Annotated in this window: 23 protein-coding genes; 19 read left to right on the forward strand and 4 right to left on the reverse strand. The window is 45.4% G+C overall.

Annotated features, from left to right (window positions below; translation table 11 throughout):
- Positions 1–224 precede the first annotated feature (224 nt).
- From nrdR to OV592_RS06135, 14 genes are all read left to right on the forward strand, one after another.
- Positions 225–674 carry a transcriptional regulator NrdR gene (nrdR, locus tag OV592_RS06070; RefSeq protein WP_016402688.1) on the forward strand — a complete coding sequence of 150 codons (450 nt, stop codon included), beginning with the start codon at positions 225–227 and terminating at the stop codon, positions 672–674.
- On the forward strand, positions 675–1,808 hold the full coding sequence (gene ribD / locus OV592_RS06075) for a bifunctional diaminohydroxyphosphoribosylaminopyrimidine deaminase/5-amino-6-(5-phosphoribosylamino)uracil reductase RibD (protein ID WP_406610765.1): 1,134 nt from the start codon (positions 675–677) through the stop codon (positions 1,806–1,808). It abuts the gene before it with no gap.
- Positions 1,808–2,464 carry a riboflavin synthase gene (locus OV592_RS06080; RefSeq protein ID WP_406610766.1) on the forward strand — a complete coding sequence of 219 codons (657 nt, stop codon included), beginning with the start codon at positions 1,808–1,810 and terminating at the stop codon, positions 2,462–2,464. The genes ribD and OV592_RS06080 overlap by 1 nt, the downstream gene beginning before the upstream one ends.
- 64 nt (positions 2,465–2,528) lie before the next feature.
- Positions 2,529–3,641, forward strand: coding sequence for a bifunctional 3,4-dihydroxy-2-butanone-4-phosphate synthase/GTP cyclohydrolase II (gene ribBA / locus OV592_RS06085; RefSeq protein ID WP_406610767.1), 1,113 nt, complete (start codon positions 2,529–2,531; stop codon positions 3,639–3,641).
- Positions 3,642–3,744: 103 nt separating this feature from the next.
- The gene (gene ribE, locus OV592_RS06090) at positions 3,745–4,215 is read left to right on the forward strand and encodes a 6,7-dimethyl-8-ribityllumazine synthase (protein WP_016402692.1); all 471 of its coding nucleotides are present in this window, start codon (positions 3,745–3,747) and stop codon (positions 4,213–4,215) included.
- Positions 4,216–4,230: 15 nt separating this feature from the next.
- Entirely contained in the window at positions 4,231–4,647 is a 417-nt protein-coding gene (nusB, locus tag OV592_RS06095; protein WP_016402693.1) for a transcription antitermination factor NusB, read from the forward strand.
- Positions 4,648–4,651: 4 nt separating this feature from the next.
- The gene (thiL, locus tag OV592_RS06100; RefSeq protein WP_016402694.1) at positions 4,652–5,629 is read left to right on the forward strand and encodes a thiamine-phosphate kinase; all 978 of its coding nucleotides are present in this window, start codon (positions 4,652–4,654) and stop codon (positions 5,627–5,629) included.
- A 24-nt stretch (positions 5,630–5,653) separates the two neighbouring features.
- Positions 5,654–6,133, forward strand: a complete 480-nt coding sequence (locus OV592_RS06105) for a phosphatidylglycerophosphatase A (RefSeq protein WP_406610768.1) — start codon at positions 5,654–5,656, stop codon at positions 6,131–6,133.
- A 390-nt stretch (positions 6,134–6,523) separates the two neighbouring features.
- Positions 6,524–8,113 (forward strand): ABC transporter substrate-binding protein, encoded by a 1,590-nt coding sequence (locus tag OV592_RS06110; protein ID WP_152781802.1) that lies wholly within the window; start codon positions 6,524–6,526, stop codon positions 8,111–8,113.
- A gap of 58 nt (positions 8,114–8,171) precedes the next feature.
- Entirely contained in the window at positions 8,172–9,182 is a 1,011-nt protein-coding gene (locus OV592_RS06115) for an ABC transporter permease subunit (protein WP_016402697.1), read from the forward strand.
- Positions 9,183–9,195: 13 nt separating this feature from the next.
- Entirely contained in the window at positions 9,196–10,098 is a 903-nt protein-coding gene (dppC, locus tag OV592_RS06120; RefSeq protein WP_152781800.1) for a dipeptide ABC transporter permease DppC, read from the forward strand.
- 10 nt (positions 10,099–10,108) lie between these two features.
- Positions 10,109–11,089, forward strand: a complete 981-nt coding sequence (dppD, locus tag OV592_RS06125) for a dipeptide ABC transporter ATP-binding protein (protein ID WP_016402699.1) — start codon at positions 10,109–10,111, stop codon at positions 11,087–11,089.
- An 11-nt stretch (positions 11,090–11,100) separates the two neighbouring features.
- Complete coding sequence (locus OV592_RS06130; protein WP_406611415.1) at positions 11,101–12,120, forward strand: peptide ABC transporter ATP-binding protein; 1,020 nt, start codon at positions 11,101–11,103, stop codon at positions 12,118–12,120.
- A 98-nt stretch (positions 12,121–12,218) separates the two neighbouring features.
- Complete coding sequence (locus OV592_RS06135; RefSeq protein ID WP_406610769.1) at positions 12,219–13,748, forward strand: ABC transporter substrate-binding protein; 1,530 nt, start codon at positions 12,219–12,221, stop codon at positions 13,746–13,748.
- Positions 13,749–13,752: 4 nt separating this feature from the next.
- On the opposite strand, the gene dxs is transcribed toward OV592_RS06135, so the two are convergent.
- Genes dxs through OV592_RS06150 form a run of 3 tightly spaced genes read right to left on the reverse strand, consistent with a single transcriptional unit; the run spans position 13,753 to position 16,785 of the window.
- Complete coding sequence (gene dxs / locus OV592_RS06140; RefSeq protein ID WP_406610770.1) at positions 13,753–15,621, reverse strand: 1-deoxy-D-xylulose-5-phosphate synthase; 1,869 nt, start codon at positions 15,619–15,621, stop codon at positions 13,753–13,755.
- A 34-nt stretch (positions 15,622–15,655) separates the two neighbouring features.
- Positions 15,656–16,543 carry a (2E,6E)-farnesyl diphosphate synthase gene (gene ispA, locus OV592_RS06145; RefSeq protein WP_406610771.1) on the reverse strand — a complete coding sequence of 296 codons (888 nt, stop codon included), beginning with the start codon at positions 16,541–16,543 and terminating at the stop codon, positions 15,656–15,658.
- Positions 16,540–16,785, reverse strand: a complete 246-nt coding sequence (locus tag OV592_RS06150; RefSeq protein WP_406610772.1) for an exodeoxyribonuclease VII small subunit — start codon at positions 16,783–16,785, stop codon at positions 16,540–16,542. The genes ispA and OV592_RS06150 overlap by 4 nt, the downstream gene beginning before the upstream one ends.
- A 223-nt stretch (positions 16,786–17,008) precedes the next feature.
- Between OV592_RS06150 and pomA the strand changes: the two genes are divergently transcribed.
- The 4 genes from pomA (at position 17,009) to OV592_RS06170 (ending at position 21,025) form a co-directional block, all read left to right on the forward strand.
- Positions 17,009–17,773, forward strand: coding sequence for a flagellar motor protein PomA (gene pomA / locus OV592_RS06155; RefSeq protein WP_221074381.1), 765 nt, complete (start codon positions 17,009–17,011; stop codon positions 17,771–17,773).
- A 10-nt stretch (positions 17,774–17,783) separates the two neighbouring features.
- Entirely contained in the window at positions 17,784–18,701 is a 918-nt protein-coding gene (locus OV592_RS06160) for a flagellar motor protein MotB (RefSeq protein WP_040307387.1), read from the forward strand.
- 158 nt (positions 18,702–18,859) lie between these two features.
- Entirely contained in the window at positions 18,860–20,323 is a 1,464-nt protein-coding gene (gene thiI / locus OV592_RS06165; protein WP_406610773.1) for a tRNA uracil 4-sulfurtransferase ThiI, read from the forward strand.
- Between the two features lie 198 nt (positions 20,324–20,521).
- Positions 20,522–21,025 carry a glycine cleavage system protein R gene (locus OV592_RS06170; protein ID WP_406610774.1) on the forward strand — a complete coding sequence of 168 codons (504 nt, stop codon included), beginning with the start codon at positions 20,522–20,524 and terminating at the stop codon, positions 21,023–21,025.
- A gap of 70 nt (positions 21,026–21,095) precedes the next feature.
- Here OV592_RS06170 and OV592_RS06175 read toward each other — a convergent pair whose 3' ends face one another.
- A complete protein-coding gene (locus tag OV592_RS06175) occupies positions 21,096–21,500 on the reverse strand; it encodes a CBS domain-containing protein (protein WP_016402709.1) in 405 nt (134 codons plus the stop codon).
- 322 nt (positions 21,501–21,822) lie between these two features.
- Between OV592_RS06175 and OV592_RS06180 the strand changes: the two genes are divergently transcribed.
- Positions 21,823–24,531 (forward strand): bifunctional acetate--CoA ligase family protein/GNAT family N-acetyltransferase, encoded by a 2,709-nt coding sequence (locus tag OV592_RS06180; RefSeq protein WP_406610775.1) that lies wholly within the window; start codon positions 21,823–21,825, stop codon positions 24,529–24,531.
- Positions 24,532–24,533 lie beyond the last annotated feature (2 nt).

A 24,533-nucleotide genomic window follows, 5' to 3' on the forward strand; every position in this document is an offset into this window, starting at 1 on the left:
CTCTTAACAAGCGAAGGACTAAACAGTAAGTAGTTGCTTCAGTGATTAAACTGAGAGCTATTTCTCATTTTTTCTTCCTTTACTAAGTTAGCGCCATTCTCTTTAGACAAAGCCTTATCTAAATAAAGGAATTGTGGGCATTTTCGATAGTTACGCTTTAGCTAACCTGTACCTCTGACGGTTTAGCAGATAAAATTGCCGGATACTCGAATAAGGGATCGCCCATGCATTGTCCATTTTGTTCTGCTCATGAAACTAAGGTTATTGACTCGCGTTTGGTTGCCGATGGCCACCAAGTAAGAAGGCGTCGTGAATGCTTAGAATGCCATGAGCGCTTCACTTCTTTTGAAGTGGCCGAGTTGGTAATGCCACGAGTGATTAAAGGTAATGGCATTAGAGAGCCTTTTAACGAAGAGAAAATGCGTGCAGGTATGATGCGTGCATTGGAAAAACGCCCAGTAAGCGTTGACCAAGTAGAGCAAGCGGTAAACAAAATTAAGTCGCAGCTGCGGGCGACTGGCGAACGTGAAGTTGCCACTAAGTTTATTGGCAAGATTGTTATGGAACAGTTGATTGGCCTAGATAAAGTGGCCTACGTGCGTTTTGCTTCGGTTTATCACTCTTTTGAAGATATCAAAGAATTTAGTGACGAAATTGCTAAGTTGGAAAAGTAAGTGAGTTTTAGCGTTCAAGATTGCCAGTGTATGGCAAAGGCCATTGCGCTTGCCAAGCGCGGAAAATATACCACGGCACCCAATCCTAATGTGGGCTGCGTATTAGTAAAAGATGGTCAGATTATTGGTGAAGGTTATCACCGTAAAGCCGGTGAAGGGCACGCCGAAGTGAATGCCGCGGCGGATGCTAAACAACGTGGTTTTAGCCTAAAGGGGGCAAGCTGTTATGTCACTCTTGAGCCCTGCAGCCATGTAGGTAGAACGCCAGCTTGCGCCACAATGTTAGTAGAACAACAAGTGGCCGAAGTAGTGATTGCCATGGTTGACCCTAACCCACAGGTTGCTGGGCGCGGGATTAAGCGCCTTGAAGAGGCTGGCATTAAAGTTCGTACCGGTCTAATGGAGCATTCAGCGCGTGCGCTTAACCCCGGATTTTTGAGCCGCGTTGAGCGTAAACGTCCTTTTGTTCGCTTGAAACTTGCTGGTTCTATCGACGCTAAAACAGCCTTAGCCAATGGCGAAAGCAAGTGGATCACCTCGGCTCATTCTCGCAGCGACGTGCAACGAGAACGGGCCGCTAGCCATGCTATTTTATCCACCGCTACTACGGTTATTCGCGATAATGCCAGCCTAAACGTGAGATTTAATGAGCTGGGTAGCCTTGCAGAGCAACTTGATGAAACACTGCTACGTCAGCCATTGCGGGTGGTTATTGACCGTAAACAACGTTTAGCAGAAGCAGCTCAAGACCTTAATATTTTTAAAAATAGTGAGTCTTTGTGGTTGGCTGGCCATCAATCACAAACGCAACTGCCAGCCGCAAAACAGCTGGTGATTGAAGACTCGCCAAATTTTTTGCCGCAATTAATGCAGCAGCTAGCTGAAGCAGAAGTAAATGATATCTGGGTTGAAGCTGGGGCTAATTTTGCTGCAGCCCTGATTCAAGCTAACTTGGTTGATCAACTTATTTGTTACCAAGCCGGTTTATTGATGGGAGCCGATGCTCACAGTTTAGTGGGGCTTGAGGGATATCAGTCGATGAGTGCGTTAAATTCTTGGCAATGCCTTGAAACTCGCCGAATTGGCCCCGACATTAAAACTATCTGGATCCCGCAAGCACAGGGCACACATTAATGTTTACTGGAATAATTGAAGCCCTAGGCAAGATTTCTCGGATTGAAAAACGCAGTGGTGACGTACGATTAAACATCGCCAGCGCTGGTTTAGATATGTCGGATGTAAGGCTTGGCGATAGCATCGCGGTAAATGGTATATGTTTAACGGTGGTCGATTTTAGCAATGAGCACTTTTGCGCCGATGTTTCTACCGAAACGTTAAGTTTAACTTCACTGGCTAAATGCAAACAAGGTGACAAGGTTAACCTTGAAAAAGCCATGCTCGCGACTAATCGCTTTGGTGGTCATATTGTCAGTGGTCATGTTGATGGCTTAGCAGAGGTAGTAAGCATTAGCCCCAGCGCACGTGCGATTAATATTTGGCTAAAGGTTCCTAATGATCTGGCGCGTTACATAGCCCATAAGGGATCCGTAACCGTAGATGGCATTAGCTTAACGGTGAACGAAGTACAGCAGCAACAGCTACGTTTAACCATTATTCCCCATACCGCTGAGCAAACAACCATTGGTGCTTGGTCGCCTGGGCAAAAAATTAACTTAGAAGTTGATGTTATCGCTCGCTATGTGGAGCGTTTAATCGGCTATGCTGATGAGAACATTAACGATTCAAAAATAAATACTGCATTTTTGGCGCAGCACGGCTTTATGAAATAGCTCGCCCCATCAAGATGCGCTAATAACAATAAATACTATCCCCAAAGGTAAGAAAGGTTTTGCTATGTCACTAAGCAGTATCGAAGAAATTATTGAAGATTTACGCCATGGAAAAATGGTGGTGCTAATGGATGATGAAGATCGAGAGAATGAAGGCGATCTCATCATGGCAGCCGATATGGTAACACCAGAGGCCATTAACTTTATGGCTACCTATGGGCGTGGATTGATTTGTTTACCCATGACTAAACAGCGCTGTCAGCAACTAAAGTTGCCACTGATGGTAGATGTTAATACCGAGCAGTTTGCTACTAATTTCACGGTATCTATTGAAGCATCGCAAGGCGTGACTACCGGAATTTCTGCAGCAGATCGCTCGCGCACTGTGCAAGCAGCCGTTGCCCGTGATGCTAAGCCTAGTGACATTGTTATGCCTGGCCATATCTTCCCGCTAATGGCGCAAGAGGGTGGGGTACTTACTCGCGCTGGACATACTGAAGCGGGAACTGATTTGGCAAGGTTAGCTGGTCGAGAACCAGCAGCTGTGATTGTTGAGATCCTTAATCAAGACGGCACCATGGCGCGTCGCCCAGATCTTGAGGTGTTTTGTAAAGAACATGGGTTAAAGATGGGCACTATCGCCGATCTCATCGAATACCGTAATAACAACGAAACCACTATTGAGCGAGTGGCAGAATGTAAAATGCCTAGCCGCCACGGTGATTTCAAGCTGATTACCTACCGCGATACCATCGATGAAAAAGTTCACTTTGTTATGCAAGCCGGCGAGATAAAAGAAAATGAAGCCACACTGGTACGCGTACACTTGCACAATACCTTTAGTGATTTATTAGGCAGTGACCGGGCTGGAAAGATGAGCTGGCCGCTGGATAAAGCGCTAGAAAAAATTGCTCAAGAAAATGGCGTGCTGGTGCTACTTAGTACCGATGATAAGGCCGATAATTTGATTGACCAAGTTAAAGCCTTTGCTCTGCAAGATCGCGGTGAGACTCCAGCCCAAAAGCAAGCGCACAGTGCTTCACGTACTGTTGGTGTAGGCTCTCAGATTTTGGCCGACCTCGGTGTAAGCAAAATGCGTTTATTAAGTTCACCTAAGCGTTATCACGCATTATCTGGCTTTGGTTTAGAAGTGGTTGAGTATATCGACCAAGAATAACTCGAGTATTAGTGAGAAATTATTTTATTAAGGGCCTAGCAGATTAGTTGTGCTAGAATAGCGCGATTTTTTTGATGGACTCAAAGAAAAGGCAGAATTAAGTATGAAAGTAATTGAAGCAAATTTAGCTACACCAAACGCTAAAGTGGCTATTGTTATCGCTCGTTTTAACAGCTTTATTAACGAGAGCTTGTTATCAGGCGCTGTGGATACGCTAACTCGTCAAGGCGGAATTAGCGATGACAACATTACTGTCGTTCGTGTACCGGGCGCAGTAGAGATACCACTGGCTGCTAAACGCATTGCAGCAAGCAAAAAGTACGATGCTATTATTGCTTTAGGTACAGTAATTCGTGGTGGCACTTACCACTTTGAATTAGTGGCTAATGAATGCCACAAAGGTTTAGCTCAAGTTATGATGGAATTTGATATTCCAGTAACTTTTGGCGTGCTTACTACTGAGTCTATCGAGCAAGCGATTGAACGCGCTGGCACTAAAATGGGTAATAAAGGTACCGAAGCTGCCCTAAGCGCTTTGGAAATGATCAACTTAGTTGATCAGATAGAAGTTTAATTTGAGGAATTCTCTGTGAAACCAGCTGCACGTCGTAAAGCTAGGCAATTTGCTACTCAAGCAATTTATCAATGGCAGGTGACCAAGGACAGCGTTGCTAACATCGAACATCAGTTCCTAACCGAACAAGACATGAGTAAGGCCGATGTTCCATATTTTTCTACTCTGCTGACTGGCGTAGTAGCTAACAGCGAAAAGTTAGATGAAGCGATGAGCTCTTCGCTTTCTCGTAAGTTAGAAGAATTAGATATTGTTGAACACGCGATTTTGTTGATTGGTGTTTACGAGCTATTAATGGTGAGCGATGTGCCACCTAAAGTTGTAATTAACGAAGCGATTGAATTAGCTAAGTCATTTGCCGCTGAAGATAGCCACAAGTTTGTTAATGGCGTGCTAGATAAAGTACTACGTTTACAGCAGTTTAAGTCTTAGTTGCATGTCTTCTCAGCCTCCTTTGGGTGAATTTGATATCATCGAAAAGTTCTTCCAGCGCAGTGCTTCACGCCCCGATGTTTTATTGGGTGTCGGTGATGACGCAGCGCTGGTAACTGTTCCCGAGAATAATCAAATTGCTATTTCTACCGACACCTTGGTAGAAGGCGTACATTTTTTCTCAGATATTCCACCTCGTGCGCTTGGCCATAAAGCGCTTGCTGTTAATTTAAGTGACATGGCAGCCATGGGGGCAGAGCCGCGTTGGGTGACCTTAGCGATCACCTTGCCGGAAATTGACGAAGCGTGGTTAGCCCAGTTCAGCAAAGGCTTTTATGACTTAGCTGAATACTTCAATGTCGCTTTAATTGGTGGAGACACCACCAAAGGTCCCTTAAGTATTACCGTGACGGTTCATGGCGTAGTACCTGAAGGTAAAGCCTTGCGCAGAGACGGAGCCAAGCCTGGTGACTGGGTATATGTTACTGGCAATATTGGTGACTCTGGCCTTGCGCTAGCGCATCTTCAAGACAAAATCAGCTTAAACCCTCAACAGTTAGAGCTAAGCCTAAAACAGCACTATTACCCGCAACCTCGAGTGCTTGCTGGCTATGGTTTGCGTGATATAGCCTCTGCAACCATTGATATCTCAGACGGTTTATACAACGATTTACAGCATATCCTCAGAAAGAGTCATTGCTCGGCGGTACTAAACCTAGATAGCCTGCCACTTTCAGAGACCATGAATGAAGCCGTTGGTGTAGATCAAAGTATTGCTTTAGCACTAAATGGTGGCGAAGATTACGAGCTATGCTTTACTGTGCCTGAATCTAATAAAGGCTCAGTCGATACTTCTTTATCCTTTAGCGGAATACAGTTTACTTGTATCGGGCAGTTAGCGCCTGGGCATGGCGAGATAAAGCTAAAATATCAAGATAAACCTTATCAAATCGAACCCACTGGGTGGGATCACTTCAACTAATCCTAGCGAGTAGCGAGAACTGCAATGGATAAAGCTTTAGCCAAATTAAGCTTACGTAACCCTTTACACTTATGCGCACTTGGCTTAGGTAGTGGCTTAGCCCCCAAAGCACCGGGTACTTTTGGTACCATAGCTGCCATTCCTTTGTATTTACTGCTAGCGCCATTACCTATTTGGGCCTACCTGGCAGTACTGCTAGTAAGCTTTGTTTTTGGTGTTTGGTGCTGTCAAAAAGCGAGTGATGCAATGGGCGTGCATGATCACGGGGCGATTGTGTGGGATGAGTTTGTTGGCTACTGGATTACCATGTTCATGGTGCCGCTATCTCCCCTTAATGTGCTACTCGGTTTTATACTATTTCGCTTTTTTGATGTTTTGAAGCCTTGGCCCATCAAAATTTTGGACAAAAAAGTGCACGGTGGCTTTGGTATAATGATAGATGACGTATTAGCCGGTGTGTTTGCAGCTATTTCTTTGCAAGTTGTGCTGTTTGTCCTCGCTTAACTGAGCATTCTCTCTGCTTGCCAAATTTGTTCTCCCCTAAATTTAGTTAAATCTGCTTATGCAAACCTTGCATAAGCTTATTCTTTATTGCATAAATATGACATTATATCGAATCCTTAATCACTATCACTGCCTTCTGTGATTTTTGGATTATAAAATCCTGTTTATGCTATTTACAGTGGCAGATAAAAATACTAATTTATTACGGGCAAAAAGCGGATCAGGCTTGATTAAGTCTTGCTCAGTTCACAATTGTTGTTTGAATAGCGACATTTGCTAGTGCAGGGTCTAGATTTATCAAGAACAATAATTATTAGTCTATTCGCAAACACACCGGAAATGCAGCCATAACGGTTGCATACATGACAAGATGTCACACGGAGAATCATAATGAAGAAAGGATTGGCGAAGCTGTCACTTGCACTTGTAGCTAGTGCGGTAGCTGTGGGCGTTCAAGCGCAAACATTTGTCTTCTGTTCAGAAGGCAGTCCAGAAGGTTTTAACCCAAGTTTATATACAGCAGGAACCACTTTTGATGCGTCTTCTAAGACCATCTTTAACCGTTTGGTTGAATTTGAAGTAGGTACAACCAATGTTGTTCCAGGGTTGGCAGAGTCTTGGGACGTTTCTGAAGATGGCCTAGAGTACACCTTTCATTTACGCAAAGGCGTAAAATTTCACAGTCAGAAAAAAGGTTTCAAACCTTCTCGCGAATTTAATGCTGACGACGTAGTGTTCACGTTTGAACGCCAAGATGACCCAGAGCATCCTTACCATAAAGTATCGGGTGGTTCTTACGAGTACTACAGCGGTATGGGTATGAACGACTTGGTTAAAGAGATCGTTAAAGTTGACGATTACACGGTTAAGTTTGTACTAAGCAAGCCTGAAGCTCCGTTTATTGCAAATATGGCGATGGACTTTGCATCTATCTTCTCTGCTGAGCAAGCTGATGCGATGTTAGCTGCTGGTACACCTGAGAAACTAGACCTAGACCCTGTAGGTACTGGTCCTTTCCAAAAAGTACAATACCAAAAAGATTCAATTATTCGCTACGTAGGTAATGCTGATTACTGGCAAGGCGCGCCTAAGATTGACCGTTTGGTATTCTCTATTACACCAGACGCATCAGTACGTTACGCCAAGCTTAAAGCAGGCGAGTGTCACGTAATGCCTTATCCAAACCCGGCTGATGTTGAGCAAATGCAAAAAGATGCTGACATCAACCTAATGAGCCAAGAAGGCTTAAACGTAGGTTACTTGGCATTTAATACCCAAAAAGCACCATTTGATAACGTTAAAGTTCGCCAAGCACTTAGCCTAGCGGTTAACAAGCAAGCGATTATTGATGCGGTATTCCAGGGTAGCGGTAAAATTGCTAAAAACCCAATCCCACCAACAATGTGGTCTTACAACGAAGATACCGTTGATTACCCTTACGATCCGGTTAAAGCAAAAGCTTTATTGGCCGAAGCGGGTGTGACCGATCTTAAGACTAACATTTGGGCAATGCCAGTACAGCGTCCTTACAACCCTAACGCACGTCGTATGGCGGAAGTGATTCAAGCTGACTGGGCAAAAGTAGGCGTACAAGCTGAAATCGTTAGCTACGAATGGGGTGAATACCTTAAGCGTTCTAAGCAAGGTGAGCACGATACCGTGTTACTTGGTTGGACCGGTGATAATGGTGACCCAGATAACTTCCTAAGCGTATTACTAGGCTGTGATGCTGTTGGTGGTGGTAACCGTGCTATGTGGTGTCATAAGCCATTTAACGACGTAATCACTAAAGCTAAACAGATTTCTGTTCAAGCTGAACGTGCACCACTGTACGAAGAAGCACAGTTAATCTTTAAAGAACAAGCTCCGTGGGTAACTATTGCTCACTCAGTGGCTTACAAGCCAGTTCGTAAAGAAGTTCAAGGCTTTAAGATTGATCCATTAGGTGGTCACCACTTCTATGGCGTGTCGCTAAAATAAATATACTTAAGGGGCTGGCAACAGCCCCTTTCCTTCCTTCAGACACAGAGCTGTAGTTATGTTCCAGTTTATTATAAAAAAATTGATGTTGGTGATACCCACCTTCATCGGCATTACTCTTTTAACCTTTACTTTGATTCGCTTGATTCCTGGCGACCCAATAGAAGTGATGGCAGGTGAAAGGGGCGTGTCTCCTGAACGTCACGCAGCCTTGCGTGCCGAGTTGGGCTTAGACCAACCGTTGTTGGTCCAATACTTTGATTATGTGAAGAATATTGCGAGTGGCGATCTTGGACGTTCATTAATCACCAAGACGCCTGTAACCGAAGAATTTATGACCTTGTTTCCTGCCACCGTAGAGTTGGCTACCTGCGCAGCAATCTTTGCGATATTAGTAGGCTTGCCCTGCGGGATTATTGCTGCTGTGAAACGGGGTTCCTTATTTGACCACTCGGTCATGACCTTTTCTCTCACCGGCTATTCCATGCCCATATTCTGGTGGGCCTTGCTGTTAATGCTGGTGTTCTCGGTGAACTTGGGGATAACCCCCGTGTCCGGGCGGCTCGATGTGACCTTCTGGATAGATGAGGTCACCGGTTTTATGTTGATTGACACGCTGCTCTCCGACGAAGACGGCGCATTTCTATCTGCACTACATCACCTAGTTTTGCCAAGTATAGTATTGGGCACCATTCCAATGGCTGTAATCGCCCGTATGACCCGCTCATCAATGCTTGAAGTATTAGGCGAAGACTACATTCGTACCGCTCGCTCAAAAGGCATGGCGCCAATGCGAGTAATTGTAGTGCACGCGTTGCGTAACGCTCTTATTCCAGTAATTACAGTAATTGGTTTGCAGGTGGGCATTTTGTTATCGGGTGCGATTCTTACCGAGACAATTTTTGCTTGGCCGGGCATTGGTAAATGGTTGATTGAATCGATTGGCCGACGCGACTACCCAGTTGTACAAGGGGGCATTCTGATCGTGGCTACCATTATTATTGTGGTGAATTTGATTGTCGATATTCTTTACGGCGTGGTAAACCCACGGATCCGTCACGGCAAATAAGGAGGAGTGTATTATGTCTGAACAAACAACGACTCCAGCCACCACTGGACCACAAGTACAAACGCCGTTACAAGAATTTTGGGGCTACTTTAGTCAAAATACCGGAGCTGTAATTGGCTTGGTATTTATCGCAACAATGATTGTGGTGGCTTTATTAGCCAGTGTGATTGCGCCGCATTCTCCCATCGAACAATATCGTGATGCCTTGCTGCTACCACCGTTTTGGGTAGAGGGTGGTACCACCGCTCACCTATTGGGAACTGATGATGTTGGTCGCGATATCTTGTCGCGTCTAATTCATGGTGCGCAACTATCATTGTTTATTGGTTGCTTAGTGGTAACGCTGTCCTTAGGTATTGGCGTTATTCTGGGGCTAATTGCTGGATTCTTCCGCGGCTATGTTGAAACCATCATCATGCGCGCGGTAGACATTATGTTGGCCATGCCAAGCTTGTTATTGGCAATTGCAATTGTGGCTATCTTAGGTCCAAGCATTTTCAACGCAGCGATGGCAATTGCCATTGTATCTATGCCGCACTATGTGCGTTTAACCCGAGCCTCAACCATCGCAGAGTTGAACAAAGATTACGTGATTTCTTCACGGGTTGCTGGTGCTGGCTCACTGCGTTTAATGTTTATTACAATTCTACCTAACTGTACTGCACCGCTTATCGTGCAGGCTACTTTGGGCTTCTCTAACGCTATTTTGGATATGGCTGCACTGGGCTTCCTAGGTTTAGGTGCTCAACCGCCAACACCAGAGTGGGGAAGCATGCTGGCCGATGCCTTGCAGTTTGTACAACGTGCTTGGTGGGTAGTTACCTTCCCTGGCTTAGTGATTCTGTTAACGGTATTAGCCTTTAACTTAATGGGCGATGGTTTACGTGATGCCCTTGATCCCAAGTTGAAGCAGTAGGAGAAGCCTTGTGTCTTTATTAGAAGTGAATAACCTTACTGTTGAGTTTGGTGATGGAGATAATCCATTTCGTGCGGTGGACCAAGTAGGTTACAGCGTAGAAAAGGGTGAAATTGTAGGTATTGTTGGCGAATCTGGCTCGGGTAAAAGTGTCAGTTCTTTGTCCATCATGGGTTTGATTGACTACCCGGGAAAAGTGACTGCCGACACCCTTAATTTCGAAGGGCAAGATCTATTGGCCATGCCAGAGGATAAACGTCGCGCGATTACCGGTGCTGAAATCGCGATGATTTTCCAAGAGCCAATGTCGAGCTTAAACCCGTGTTACACCGTTGAATACCAAATTAGCGAAGCGCTTAAAATTCATCAAAGCGGTGACAAAAAGTGGCGTCGTAAACGGGTAATCGAATTACTTGAGCAAGTGGGTATTCCAGATCCCGAATCGCGCTTAAAAACCTATCCGCATCAGTTGTCGGGCGGTATGAGCCAGCGGGTGATGATTGCCATGGCGATAGCCTGTGATCCAAAACTGTTGATTGCCGATGAACCAACCACCGCTTTGGATGTAACCATTCAAGCGCAAATCGTTGATTTGTTGCTGGACTTACAAAAGCAGAAAAATATGGGCTTGGTGCTGATTACTCACGACTTAGCACTAGTGGCTGAGTCTGCTCACCGAGTGATTGTGATGTATGCAGGACAAGTGGTAGAAACCGGACCAGCTGAAGAGATTTTCTCAACGCCGAAACATCCTTATACCCAAGCCTTGCTCCGTTCACTGCCTGAATCATCGGCAGGTAAAGAGCGTTTAGACGCACTACCTGGTGTGGTGCCCGGTGCGTTTGACCGACCAATCGGTTGCTTGTTAAACCCGCGTTGCCCTTATGCCACCGAGCGTTGTCAAAACGAACAGCCTGCAATGCAGGGAGAAGGAATGCGTCAAGTGCGATGCTTTACACCACTGGATGAAAGCGGGAGACCAAGCGCATGAGTGATAGCATTATGAAAGCAGCGGCTTTAGATGCTGCTCCAGTAGAAGAAACTACCCTAGAATCGGTATTGGCGGTAAACGGGGTTAAGAAGCATTACCACGTAAAAGCCGGTATGTTTAAACCAGACGCGACTGTTAAAGCCTTAGATGGTGTGAGCTTTAAGTTAGAGAAGGGTAAAACGTTGGCAGTGGTTGGTGAGTCAGGTTGCGGTAAGTCGACCTTAGCTCGGGTTCTAACCATGATTGAAACGCCCACTGCAGGTGAGCTTTGCTTTGATGGCAAAGATATTCTTAGCTTGGGTAAGGATGCCGCAAAAGCCTTGCGTCAAAAAATCCAAATCATCTTCCAAAACCCTTATGGTTCGCTGAATCCGCGCAAAAAAGTAGGGACCATTCTCGAAGAACCTTTGGTGATTAACAGCGATATGAGCAAGGCTGAGCGAAAGCAAAAAGCTTTAGCTATGTTAGCCAAAGTGGGCTTACGCCCTGAGCATTACGATCGTTACCCACACATGTTCTCTGGTGGTCAGCGTCAACGTATCGCTATTGCACGCGGTTTAATGCTTGACCCTAAGGTTGTGGTAGCCGATGAGCCCGTATCGGCGCTAGACGTGTCTGTGCAGGCGCAGGTGCTAAACCTGATGATGGATTTGCAAGATGAAATGGGCTTAAGCTATATCTTCATTTCGCATGATTTATCGGTTGTAGAGCACATTGCAGATGAAGTGATGGTGATGTATTTAGGCAAGGCGGTAGAATATGCTTCTTGTGAGGAGCTGTTTGCTAATCCTAAGCACCCTTATACTCAAGCGCTGTTATCAAGTACGCCACGCTTAGATCCTAGCCATCGCCGCGAGAAAATTAAGCTAGAAGGTGAACTGCCTTCGCCACTTAACCCACCTAAAGGTTGTGCTTTCCACGCACGTTGTCGTTATGCCAATGAGCGATGCAATAAAGAGCAGCCAAGTTTGGTAAGCGAAGCTAATGCGCAAGTTGCGTGTTTTGCTCGAGAAGAAGGGCGAATCGCTTAACTTGCACGCTATCCAATCAAAAAGCGGGCTTGTCCCGCTTTTTTTATTGCGTCATCACGTGTAAGTTAGCAGCATTAATCGTTTTAAGGTTCAAGACGTTGGCGTTGTTAGCAAAGTTGAAAATCAAATCCCTGCCTATTACTTTGTTGTTGCTTGTAAGCCTTGGCGCTTGGCAACAAGCTAAGGCCAATACTCTGGTTTGGGGAACCGCTTTTCACGCCGAGCCACAGCAACTTGTTGATGAACTGGATGCCAATAGTAACTTTATAAATCACTTGTTGTTCGACCCCTTATTTTTACTCGATCAACAAGGGCGTATTGCGCCACGTTTAATCACCAAGTGGAAAATTATTTCTCCCACACAGATTCAGTTTGAATTACGCAGTGGCGTAGTGTTTCACTCTGGTAATCCACTCACAGCCGAAGACGTAGAGTGGACCTTCCAACAACTTTCTCAGCAAGCTCATTTACATGCGTTGTTTGCACCTATTAAGAGCTTAAAGGCGCTTAATACCCTGCAATTTGAAGTTCGTACTTATCGGCCTTTTTCTGAGTTGATTCAACGTTTAAGTTTTATTTTTCCGGCAGATAAGCAGTTTTACACCGCTGAAGAAAACACCAATTCATCTTTTGCTGTATCGGGTACAGGCCCTTTTAAAGTGAGCCGTTATGTGCCGGGCATTGTTACCGAATTTGAAATTCATTCAAGCTACTGGCGTACTAATCGTAGCAATGTACAACGGATTAAAGTGGTGCCGATTAAACAAGCCGAAATGCGCATGGCTAGTTTGTTTTCTCGCGATGTTGATATCGTAGATCACGTGCCAGAGACCTACGTAGAGCTACTCAATAAAGATAAGCAATTGTCGGTGATTCAAACCGAAGGGTTAAAGTGGTTAGCTATTGAATTAAACCAGCGTAACCCAGCCTTAGATAATCGTAGAGTCCGCCAAGCGCTAAATTTAGCCATCGATAATATTCGCTTGGCCGAGGTGTTAGGGCCTTATGCTTTGGCTTCTACTCAGCTAAGCATACCAGGGCAAGCCGGTTACAATGCCGAGCTGTTGCCACGTTATAACTTGTTGTTGGCACATCAATTGTTACAGCAAGCGGGTTATGAAAAAGGCTTTAAACTAACCATGGCTGTACCGGAGTCATTATTTGGAGATCAATCTAAAGTGGTTTCTCAGTTGGTATCGATGTTGGATCGGGTGAATATTTCTTTGCAGCCGCAATGGTTAAGTGATCAAGACTACCAGTTGGCAGTGGATAGTTGTTCAAGTGACTTAGTGTTAACACGTAGGCAGGGAGATGCGGGCAATGTGTTGTCTATTGCGCGGGCGATGTTTCTCAGTGAGGGAGAACCGATTACCGATGAGGGTGGACCTTGTAAAGCCTATCAAAACGATAAAATTAGCCAACTTATTCTGGCCGGTGAGCAAGAGTTAGATGAGGAGAAACGCGCTAAAATTATTCAGTACTTAGAGCAGCAAATCTATCAGGAAGCAGTATTTGTTCCCTTATACTGGCAGCGAAAAATTTGGGCCTTGAACCAGCGGATTGATATAAAGAATATGAATCGGGCTAGTCCATTCCCATTGTTTGAGCAGCTACAGGTGCTCGATTAATCGCTTAAGCTTGGCAGAAGCGTTCAATTTTCTGTTGAATGCCTTTGCTATCTAAACCGAGTAAGTCATAAATTTGTTCTTGGCTACCTTGCTCAACAAAATTGTCGGGTAAGCCAATGTTTAGCACTTTTACTTGGTTAAGTTGCTGAGCAAATAAGAACTCGTTTACTGCAGAGCCTGCGCCGCCTTGTATTGCATTTTCTTCCACTGTCACTAGCACATCATGCTCGGCAAGCAAGGCTTTAATGCACGCTTCGTCTAAGGGCTTAACAAAGCGCATATCAACCAAGGTTGCATCTAGTTGCTCTGCCACTGGAGCGGCTTTGCACAGTAAACTACCAAAGTTAAGAATGGCGATTTTCTTGCCTTCTCTAATGACCCGAGCTTTACCAATTTCCATAGCGGTCATTTCGCTATTTACCGGTGTATTATCGGCACCACCACGCGGGTAGCGCACCGCTGCTGGGCCTTGGTGCAAGTGGCCGGTGTAGAGCATCTGCCTACATTCATCTTCGTTAGCTGGTGCCATAATCACTAAGTTAGGCACGGTGCGTAGGTAGCTTAAATCAAAAGCACCTTGGTGAGTTGGGCCATCGGCTCCAACAATGCCAGCACGGTCAATGGCAAACAAAACCGGTAAATTTTGAATTGCTACATCGTGAATTAGTTGATCATAGGCGCGCTGTAAAAAGGTACTGTAAATCGCAACAACCGGTTGGTAACCGGCAATTGCTAAGCCTGCAGCAAAGGTTACAGCATGCTGCTCGGCAATGGCCACATCAAAGTATTGTTCTGGAAACTCTTTAGAAAAGCGCACCATGCCTGAACCTTCACGCATGGCAGGTGTAATTCCCATCAGCTTTTTATCTTTGGCTGCCATGTCGCATAACCAGTCACCAAAAACTTTAGAAAATGTAGGGGCTGCGCCTTTGCTTTTAGGCAAGTTGTCTTGGCTAGGGTCAAATTTAGGCACCCCGTGATAACCAATTGGATCTTGCTCTGCGGGTAGGTAACCTTTACCTTTTTTGGTCATTACATGCAGAATTTGCGGGCCTTTTAAGTCGCGCATATTGCTTAAGGTGCGCACCAAGCCTTTCACATCATGGCCATCAATTGGGCCAATGTAATTAAAACCAAATTCTTCAAACAAAGTACCCGGCACTACCATGCCTTTAAGGTGTTCTTCCGCTCTGCGAGCGAGCTCTTTAATCGGCGGCATACCACTCAGTACTTTTTTGCCGCCTTCACGTAGCGACGAGTACAAAGAGCCAGAAAGAATATTGGCTAAAGAATTATTCAGTGCGCCAACGTTCTCAGAAATCGACATCTCGTTGTCATTAAGAATCACTAACATGTCGTTATGAATAGCACCAGCATGGTTTAGTGCTTCAAAAGCCATGCCTGCGGTCATTGCGCCATCACCAATTACAGCAACCACTTTACGGCCTTGCTGTTCTTTTTCAGCCGCAATAGCCATACCTAAGGCGGCACCAATAGAAGTGCTTGAATGGCCTACGCTGAGTACATCGTATTCACTTTCGCCGCGCCATGGGAAAGGGTGCAAGCCTTTAAATTGGCGAATGGTCGACATTTTTTCACGGCGACCAGTTAAAATTTTGTGCGGATAAGCTTGGTGGCCTACGTCCCAAACCAGTTTATCGAACGGGGTGTTATATACGTAATGCAAGGCTACCGTTAGCTCAACAGCACCTAAACCTGATGCTAAATGGCCACTCGATTGGCTGACACTGTTAAGAAGGTATTGGCGAAGTTCATCACACAGCTCAGGTAGCTGTTGTTGCTCAAGCTGGCGAAGTTGCGGAGGCAAGTCAGCCAGAGCAAGTGTAGGGTAATCTTTAATATTCAGTGTCATATAAAATGCTTATCATTATTCTTATTGTTGACGACTAGTTGTTTCGATGTACGACATAATCAGCTAATAAGGCTAGCAACTCACTATTGTAAGGCAAACTCTCTAAGGCTTGAAGCGCTTCTTTACCTAGGTTTTCAGCTTTTTCTACGGCGCCTTCAAGGCCCAGTAAACTTGGGTAAGTGCTCTTATTTAGGGCCTGATCTGAGCCCTGTGGTTTACCTAAAGTGTCGGTATCACTAATTATATCTAAAATGTCATCACGAACTTGAAAGGCTAAGCCTAACGCATCTGCATAACGAGCTAAAGCCTGCTGCTCATTTGCTTGTTCAATCTTGCCACAAACTGCGCCTAACATTACCGCTGCTTTGATAATGGCACCCGTTTTGTGTTGGTGCACTCTTTCTAGCTGCTCTAGGCTAACCTGTTGGTTGGTTGCCGCAATATCTAGTGCCTGACCACCACACATACCGTTATAACCAGCCGCTTGGCTTAGTATTTTAAGCATTGCCACCTTTTGGGCATCGCTGGCTGGTGCTTCAGCAATTAAGCTAAAGGCGAGGCTTTGTAAGGCGTCTCCCGCTAGTATTGCTGTGGCTTCATCATAAGCAATATGACAAGTAGGTTGGCCACGGCGCAGTTCATCATCATCCATGGCTGGTAAATCATCATGAATCAATGAATAGGCGTGAATGCACTCTACAGCCGCCGCTGCAGCATTAAGTATGTCTTTGGGCGCATCGTTTAATTGCCCAACCAAATAAACTAACAGAGGGCGCACTCGCTTACCGCCTAGCAGTAGGCCGTGACGCATGGCTGCCAGTAGCTTTGGGTCATTAACAACTTGATTGGCTAAAACACTGTCTAAATGGGTGTTTATTTGGGATTGGTAGTCAGCAATGGTGCTAGCTAAACTAGAATTCACTCAGAAGGCTCCTGCACTAAAGGTTCTAGTGAATCGCCATTTGGCCCTTGGCGAAGTATCTCAACTTGCTGTTGAGCCTGTTGCAACTTAGTTTGGCCAGCATTGGCTAAACTGATGCCGCGTTCAAATTGCTTAAGAGAATCTTCTAGGCTTAGCTCACCTTGTTCAAGCTGCTGAACAATGTCTTCAAGTTCATTTAAGGTTTCTTCAAACTTCATCTTTTCTGGTTTTTTTGCAACCATGCTAGAGCCTCTATCAAGCGTATTCTGGCGCAAAGTTACCTTAGCCGTATGGGTAGGTCAAACTTGCGACTCAAGTATTTTAATATTGGCCGATAAATATAGAAGAGCTTGGTAGGTCAAGATATTGAAATGAGAACACAAAATTACCTTCGATTCTGTTTTGCGAGTAGACTAGTATTAGTTTAATTAGAATCTCTAGGCTACAGGTTAAAAGGAAAAAGCAGTGGATTTAGCAACGCTGATTGGGATTATCGGCGCCTTCGCCTTTGTTGTTATGGCGATGGTGATGGGTGGCGGAATTGAGATTTTTATCGACATTCCCTCGGTACTAATTGTTTTTTGTGGCTCCTTGTTTGTTGTATTGATGAAATACAACCTAGGTCAGTTTTTGGGAGCGATTAAAATTGCGGCTAAGGCTTTTATGTTTAAAGCTGACAAGCCCGACGATCTTATCGAGCGCTCTGTAGAAATGGCTGACGCAGCCCGTAAAGGCGGCTTTTTGGCGCTAGAAGAAGCCGAGATCACCAACCCCTTTATGCAAAAAGGTATCGATATGCTGGTGGATGGCCATGATGCCGACGTCGTGCGCGCCACCATGGAAAAGGATATCTTGCTTACCTCGGAGCGCCATGAATTTGGAGCCGGTATTTTTAAAGCCTTAGGTGATGTAGCACCAGCCATGGGAATGATTGGTACCCTGATTGGCCTGGTAGCTATGTTATCTAACATGGATGACCCTAAATCCATTGGTCCTGCTATGGCGGTAGCCTTGTTAACGACTTTGTATGGAGCCATTCTTGCCAACATGGTGGCCATTCCTATTAGCGAAAAACTGCTATTGCGTGCGGGTGAAGAAAAGCTTAACCGTAGTTTGATTTTGGATGCTGTATTGGGTATTCAAGATGGCCAGAACCCGCGAGTGATTGAGGGGGTTTTGAAAAACTACTTGCCAGAAGGCAAGCGCTCACTAGGCACAACAGACGAGTAGGTAGCGCAGTATGGAAGAACCTTGCAAGTGCCCCCCCGAAGGACTGCCCGCATGGATGGGCACCTTCGCCGATCTCATGTCTCTGTTGATGTGCTTCTTTGTATTGCTGTTGGCCTTCTCGGAAATGGACGTACTAAAGTTTAAGCAAATTGCCGGTTCAATGAAGTATGCTTTTGGTGTGCAAAATCTACTGGAAGTAAAAGACATTCCAAAAGGAACCTCGGTAATTGCGCAAGAGTTTAGGCCGGGCCGCCCTGAGCCAACACCTATCGAAACCATCATGCAGCAAACCATTGATATGACTCAGGCCAAGCTTGAGTTTCATGATGGTGAAGAAGCTGATGCCGGTGGTCAGCAAAAAGCTGCTGGCCAGCAAACCGGTGGCCGAGCTTCAGCAACCCAAGCTCAGTCTTCACAAAGCCAGTCCGAAACCCAAGCCCAACAAAATGAAACGGCTAAACGAATCGCTCAGCAGTTGCGTGACCAAATTGAAGATGGCGCCATTGAGGTGGAATCGCTTGGCCAGCAAATTATTATTCGGGTGCGAGAGAAGGGCGCTTTCCCTTCAGGATCTGCTTTTTTACAACCTAAGTTTCGCCCGGTTATTCGCCGTGTGGGTGAGGTGATTAAAGACATTCCTGGTATTGTCACCGTGTCTGGCCATACCGATAATCAGCAAGCAGAGTCAGAGTTGTACCGCTCAAACTGGGATTTATCTAGCCAGCGTGCTGTGTCGGTGGCTCATGAGCTCATTAAAGTGCGTGGTTTTGCCGAAGAGCGCTTAATCGTGAGCGGATTAGCGGATACTCAACCCTTAATGAAAAATAATACTATCGAGAACCGCCGCCGTAACCGCCGCGTAGAAATCGGTATTATGCAAGGTAAGGCTTCTCAATCTGGTGAGATAGCCGTTTCTGGAGAAGAGTAAACCAGCCAACTCGCTTAGCTGAGCTAAGCGAGTTTTGTACTTTCTCAACTTATACTTTCCCCAAAATTCCTACCAAGGCGAGCTAAACTAAACAATATTGGCTCGCTGCCTTAACTCGCGGTATAATTCGCGCCCAAATTTATCAAGGCCCTTGAGTTATGAAGTTCATCGTTAAACTATTTCCAGAAATTGCCATGAAGAGTAAGCCGGTTCGTAAGCGCTTCAGTAAAATTCTTCAAAGCAATATTCGCAATGTGATTAGTCCAATAGATGAAACTATTCGAGTGCGTTTAGATTGGGACCGCATGGTTGTTACTTCGCGTAACGACAGCGAAGATAACCGCGAAGCGGTAATTCAAGCGCTTTCTTCTACGCCGGGTATCGTTCACTTCTTGGAAGTGAAACAACATAGCTACACCGATTTACACAATATTTATGAGTTAACTTTTGACGCTTGGAAAGATCGTTTAAAAGACAAAACCTTTTGTGTGCGGGTTAAGCGCAGTGGCAAACACGATTTCTCATCTATTGAAGTAGAGCGGTATGTTGGTGGTGGTTTAAACCAACATTGCGAGAGCAATGGGGTGCGTTTAAAAAATCCTGATGTTACGGTGAAAATCGAGATTGCCGATGACGTAATGTATTTGGTGCAAGATAAACACCCAGGTTTAGGCGGTTTCCCGATCGCAACACAAGAAAGTGTATTGTCGCTTATTTCTGGCGGTTTTGACTCGGGCGTGTCGAGCTATCAGCTCATCAAGCGTGGCGCAAAAGTACACTACTGTTTCTTTAATTTAGGTGGTCGCGCTCATGAGCTAGGCGTTAAGCAGGTTGCACATCACCTCTGGAAGCGCTTCGGTTCGTCGCATCGGGTTAAGTTTGTTGCGGTAGACTTTGATCCAGTGGTGAACGAGATACTTGAAAAAGTAGACAACGGCCAAATGGGCGTAGTACTCAAACGTATGATGGTGCGAGCAGCGTCTAAAGTGGCTCAGCATTTAGATATTCCAGCACTGGTCACTGGAGAAGCTGTTGGCCAAGTATCTAGCCAAACCTTGGTTAACTTAAGCATGATTGACCGAGTGTCAGAAACCTTGATTCTTCGACCGCTAATTGCCACCGATAAACAAGATATTATTGATACGGCTAAGCATATTGGTACCAACGATTTTGCTGAAACCATGCCAGAGTACTGTGGTGTTATTTCTAACAAGCCAACGGTAAAAGCGGTTGAGTCTAAGCTACTGGCCGAAGAAGAAAACTTCGACTTTGCGATTTTGGATAAGGTAGTAGAAGAGTGTCGCATAACCGATATTCGTGATGTGACCAAAGAAGCCGACGAGCAAGTGACCGAAGTGCTTAGTGAAGAAGAGCTAGCACAAGATAAAGAAGCGGTTGTTTTAGATATTCGCTCCATAGAAGAACAAGAGCAACAGCCTTTTAGCTTAGAAGAAGTGGAAGTAAAGCATATCCCATTCTTTAAGTTAGCCACTCAGTTTGGCGATTTAGACCAATCTAAGCATTACATGCTGTATTGTGACCGTGGCGTCATGAGCAAATTACAGGCTTTGTATTTGCAAGATGCTGGCTTTAAAAATGTCGGTGTTTATAGCAATAAATAAGCATGAAATAGAGCCGACGAAAGTCGGCTTTTTTATTGGATGTTCCAAGCAAACTCATTAAAAAATAGGCATTTTTCTGCCCACTTAGCATTTTTACAAGCTTTTACTAATGACCCGCTCAAATCCTGCGTCTTGTCACACCCTTTGCCGCTGGGTGGTATAAACTTAAACTAGGTTTTAGCATAAAGGGGTAGATGTATGAGCGATCTATTTTTAGTTACTGCCACCGGTGAAGATAAGCCAGGTACACTAAATCGCTTGGCCGATATTACCCACTCTCATCAAGGAAAGTGGTTAAGTAGTAGGGTTGTCAATTTAGATGGTCAAGTGGCTTGTATCTTCAAAGTGCAGGTTCCGCAAAAAAATACTCAGGCCTTGCAGCAAGCCTTGCTAGCTGTAGATGATTTACACCTAAGCATTAACGCCTGCAAACCCGCCCACTTATCTCAAAGTGAATCATTAAGTTTGGTCATTGATGCAGAAGATCGCCCCGGCCTAATTAACGATATTACGCGTTTGCTAGTCGGGCATGGCGTTAATGTTAACAAGCTTGAATGCCATAGAATGAGTGTACCTGAAGCTGGGGGGAGTGTATTTACCGCCGAGCTTGATCTCATGGTGCCAGACAGTGAAAACACTGCTGGAATTATTGCCGAGATAGAAGGTTTGCAATCTCAGATGGTGGTTAATCAAGTTCACTAATCGGTATGTTACCAAAAGCAAAAAAGGGCAGTTTAACTGCCCTTTTTAGTGAGTAAAGACAGTAAACTCGTTATTTAAGATTAAACTCTTTTACTGCATTAAGAATACTTCGAATACTGTATTGACCAATAAATTTGCCATTTTGCACCACTGGCATTCTACGACGTTTCTCTTTAATCAACTTTTCTGCAACAGCAAGAATATCCATGTCGGTGCCAATAATATCTACTTCTTCACTCATGTAATCAGCGACTGAACCACCAATCTCTCCATGATAAGTGCCTTTTAAAATGGCCTGTAAGCAGTCAATTTCAGAAATAACACCAACTACTTCACGTCGCTCGTTGATGACGGTTGCGCCAGAAACCTTGGCGGTAATCATGATATCAATGGCTTCAAATAGTGAGTTTGAAGGGGTAACCGTAACCGGGTTTTTGGTCATGTAGTCAATTGCTCGAATAGAGGTTAACGGCATGCTTTCTTCCTTAAAATTGCAGGGTTTCTTTAAGATATGAATAAAAAAAATGCTTTTTGTCCAGTTGTTTGTATAAAAAACTGGTGCAACTTAAAAAAACCAAGGTGACTTTGAATTAATTGTAGTTGTAATGTTGCTCAATAGTCGTATTTTTTGTGGGTAATTAGATTATAAGGTCTCTAGTTACTCTATTATTCAGCTCACGCTTACTACTACCTTGGTCTAGCGATGTAAATTGTGTGAACAATGAATACTTTAGTCTTAGTCGATACACGTTACACTTGAGCATAATTGCTTAAGTTCAGCCAAAGAGATCCCGCTAATGAGTCAACGCAAGCTGCATGATTTGTTTTCGCCAAAGTCTATCGCGGTTATTGGTGCATCTAATCGTGCCTCACGACCTGGCAATGTGGTAATGAAAAACCTAATGAGCGCCGGCTTTAATGGTCCCGTTATGCCGGTGAGCCCTAAATATAAAGCGGTGTTAGGTGTACTGGCTTATCCCAGTATAGAGAAGCTCCCTCAGCGCCCAGACCTCGCCATTGTTTGTGTAAACGCTAGCCGTTTGCCAGAGGTTGTGGAAAAGCTTGGCCAGTTTGGCTGCAAAGCCGCGATTATTACAGCCGGCGGTTTAGATATTAAATTAGACGGCCAAGAGCAAACCATTGCCGAACAAGTTCTGGCCTTTGGCCAGCGTTACGGCATGCGTATTTTAGGGCCAAACAGCTTGGGTTTAATGCTACCTAATATTGGATTAAATGCCTCATTCGCTCACGCCAATAGCCAGCCTGGCAAGATAGCCTTTGTGTCGCAATCTGCTGCTGTGTGCACAACCGTGCTCGATTGGGCAAATAATAAGGGCATTGGTTTCTCATCGTTTATTTCTTTGGGAGATGCCTTAGATATCGACTTTGGCGAACTACTCGACTTCTTAGCCAGAGATGCCAAAACCCAAGTGATTATGCTGTACATCGATTCGGTGAAGGATACTCAGCGCTTTATGTCGGCGGCTCGAGCAGCCTCACGCAACAAAGCCATATTGGTGATTAAGTCCGGCCGCAGCCGCCTAGGCGCGCAAGCGGCAGCCTTGCATACCGGTGGATTAGTGGGTAACGACGCGGTTTACGACGCGGCATTTAAGCGTGCTGGTATGTTACGAGTAAAAGATCTACATGAACTGTTTGCTGCGGTAGAAACGCTGACTTACGCCAATCCTTTACAAGGTGAGCGTTTGGCCATTTTGAGTAACGGCGGCGGGCCAGCAGTGCTGGCGGTTGATGCCTTGATGGAGCGCGGGGGGAAGCTGGCTGAGTTCTCAGAGGATACTTTGGCTAAGTTGTCTGAGGTGCTACCCAGCGCATGGTCGGGGCAGAATCCCTTAGATATTGTTGGCGACGCCGACCCAAGTCGCTATGCCAAAGCTTTAGATATTGTTGCAAGCTCAGGCGAAGCAGATGCATTGCTGTTAATGCATGCACCTTCGGCGCTGGCGGGGGCAGAGTCCACCGCCGATGCCTTAATTAATGTGATTAAGCAAGATAGCAAGGCGCGTCGCCTCAATATACTTACCAATTGGATGGGGGAAGAAACCGCCTATTCTGGTCGGTTGGCCTTCACTAAAGCAGGCATTCCTACCTACCGCACCCCCGAAGGGGCTGTGGGAGCATTCATGCATATGGTTGAGTTTCGCCGTAACCAAAAGTTGTTGTCAGAAACCCCCAGCACTACCGACAAAACCTTAGTTGATCAAGGTGCTAAACAGTTGCTCCAGCAAGCCATTGCTAAAGATATTTTTGTGCTGGAAACTCATGATGCCAAGCCCTTGTTGCATGCCTATGGCTTGCAAACCATTGACACTTGGTTTGTGCACAATGTTGAAGAAGCCATTAGTTGCGCCGACACCATTGGCTACCCGGTAGCCTTAAAAATTCAGTCGCCCGATATACTGCACAAATCTGATGTGCATGGGGTGAGCTTAAATATTAATAACCAGCATGAGCTAGAAATAGCCGCAGAATCGATGCTCGACCGGGTCAAGCAAGCCTATCCACAAGCCAAGGTTGAAGGCATGATCCTGCAACGAATGGCCTTAACTGCTGGCGCACAAGAGCTGCGTGTGGCAGTAATTAATGACCCAGTATTTGGCCCTGCTATTTTCTTGGGCGAAGGTGGCTCCGAGTGGGACGAAACCCAAGATGCAGCGGTGGCGCTTCCGCCACTCAATATGAGTTTGGCGCGTTATTTAGTTATTTCGGCACTTAAAGCTGAAAAAATACGAGACAGGCGCTTGCCTAACGGATTGAAAATGCAGGCGCTCTGCAGCATGTTAACTCGGCTATCAAACTTGATTATCGATTGCCCAGAGATTGCTCGCTTAGATCTTAATCCGGTGCTGGCTGCTGGCGATAACATAACCTTGCTTGACGTGAATATGCGTTTGCAAAAATCCGATCAGCGTTCAAGCCAGCGCCTTGCTATTCGCCCTTATCCCAAAGAGCTGGAAGAATATTGCCAGACTAAAAGTGGCACAAAGGTATTGCTTCGCCCGATTTTGCCAGAAGACGAGCCTAACCACTTAGCTTTCGATTCATCACTTACCGAAGAAGATCGCTACAAGCGTTACTTTGGCGCACGTGGGCAAATGACCCATGAAGAAATGGCTTTGCTCACTCAAATTGATTACGCCCGAGAAATGGCCTTTATTGCGGTAGATGAGCAAGCCGAAGACGACCGGATGATACTAGGGGTAGTGCGCGCCAGCATCGACCCCGACAACTTAGATGCCGAGTTTGCAATGGTGGTGAGAAGCGACTTGCAAGGCCAAGGTTTAGGTAAACACTTGCTGCAAAAGATGATTCGCTACTATCAACAAATGGGCACCCAAACCTTAAGTGGCATGACCATGATCCAAAACCGCGGCATGGCGGGTTTAGCCAAACACCTTGGTTTTAAAGTGAAGTTTGAATTGGAAGATGGGGTAATTGAAATGCAGCTTGAGCTACAAAACAATCCCCCAGCAGACCCTAGTTAGCA

Origin of the sequence: Agarivorans sp. JK6 (assembly GCF_045277145.1) — a bacterium.
GTDB classification, from domain to species: Bacteria; Pseudomonadota; Gammaproteobacteria; order Enterobacterales; family Celerinatantimonadaceae; genus Agarivorans; species Agarivorans albus.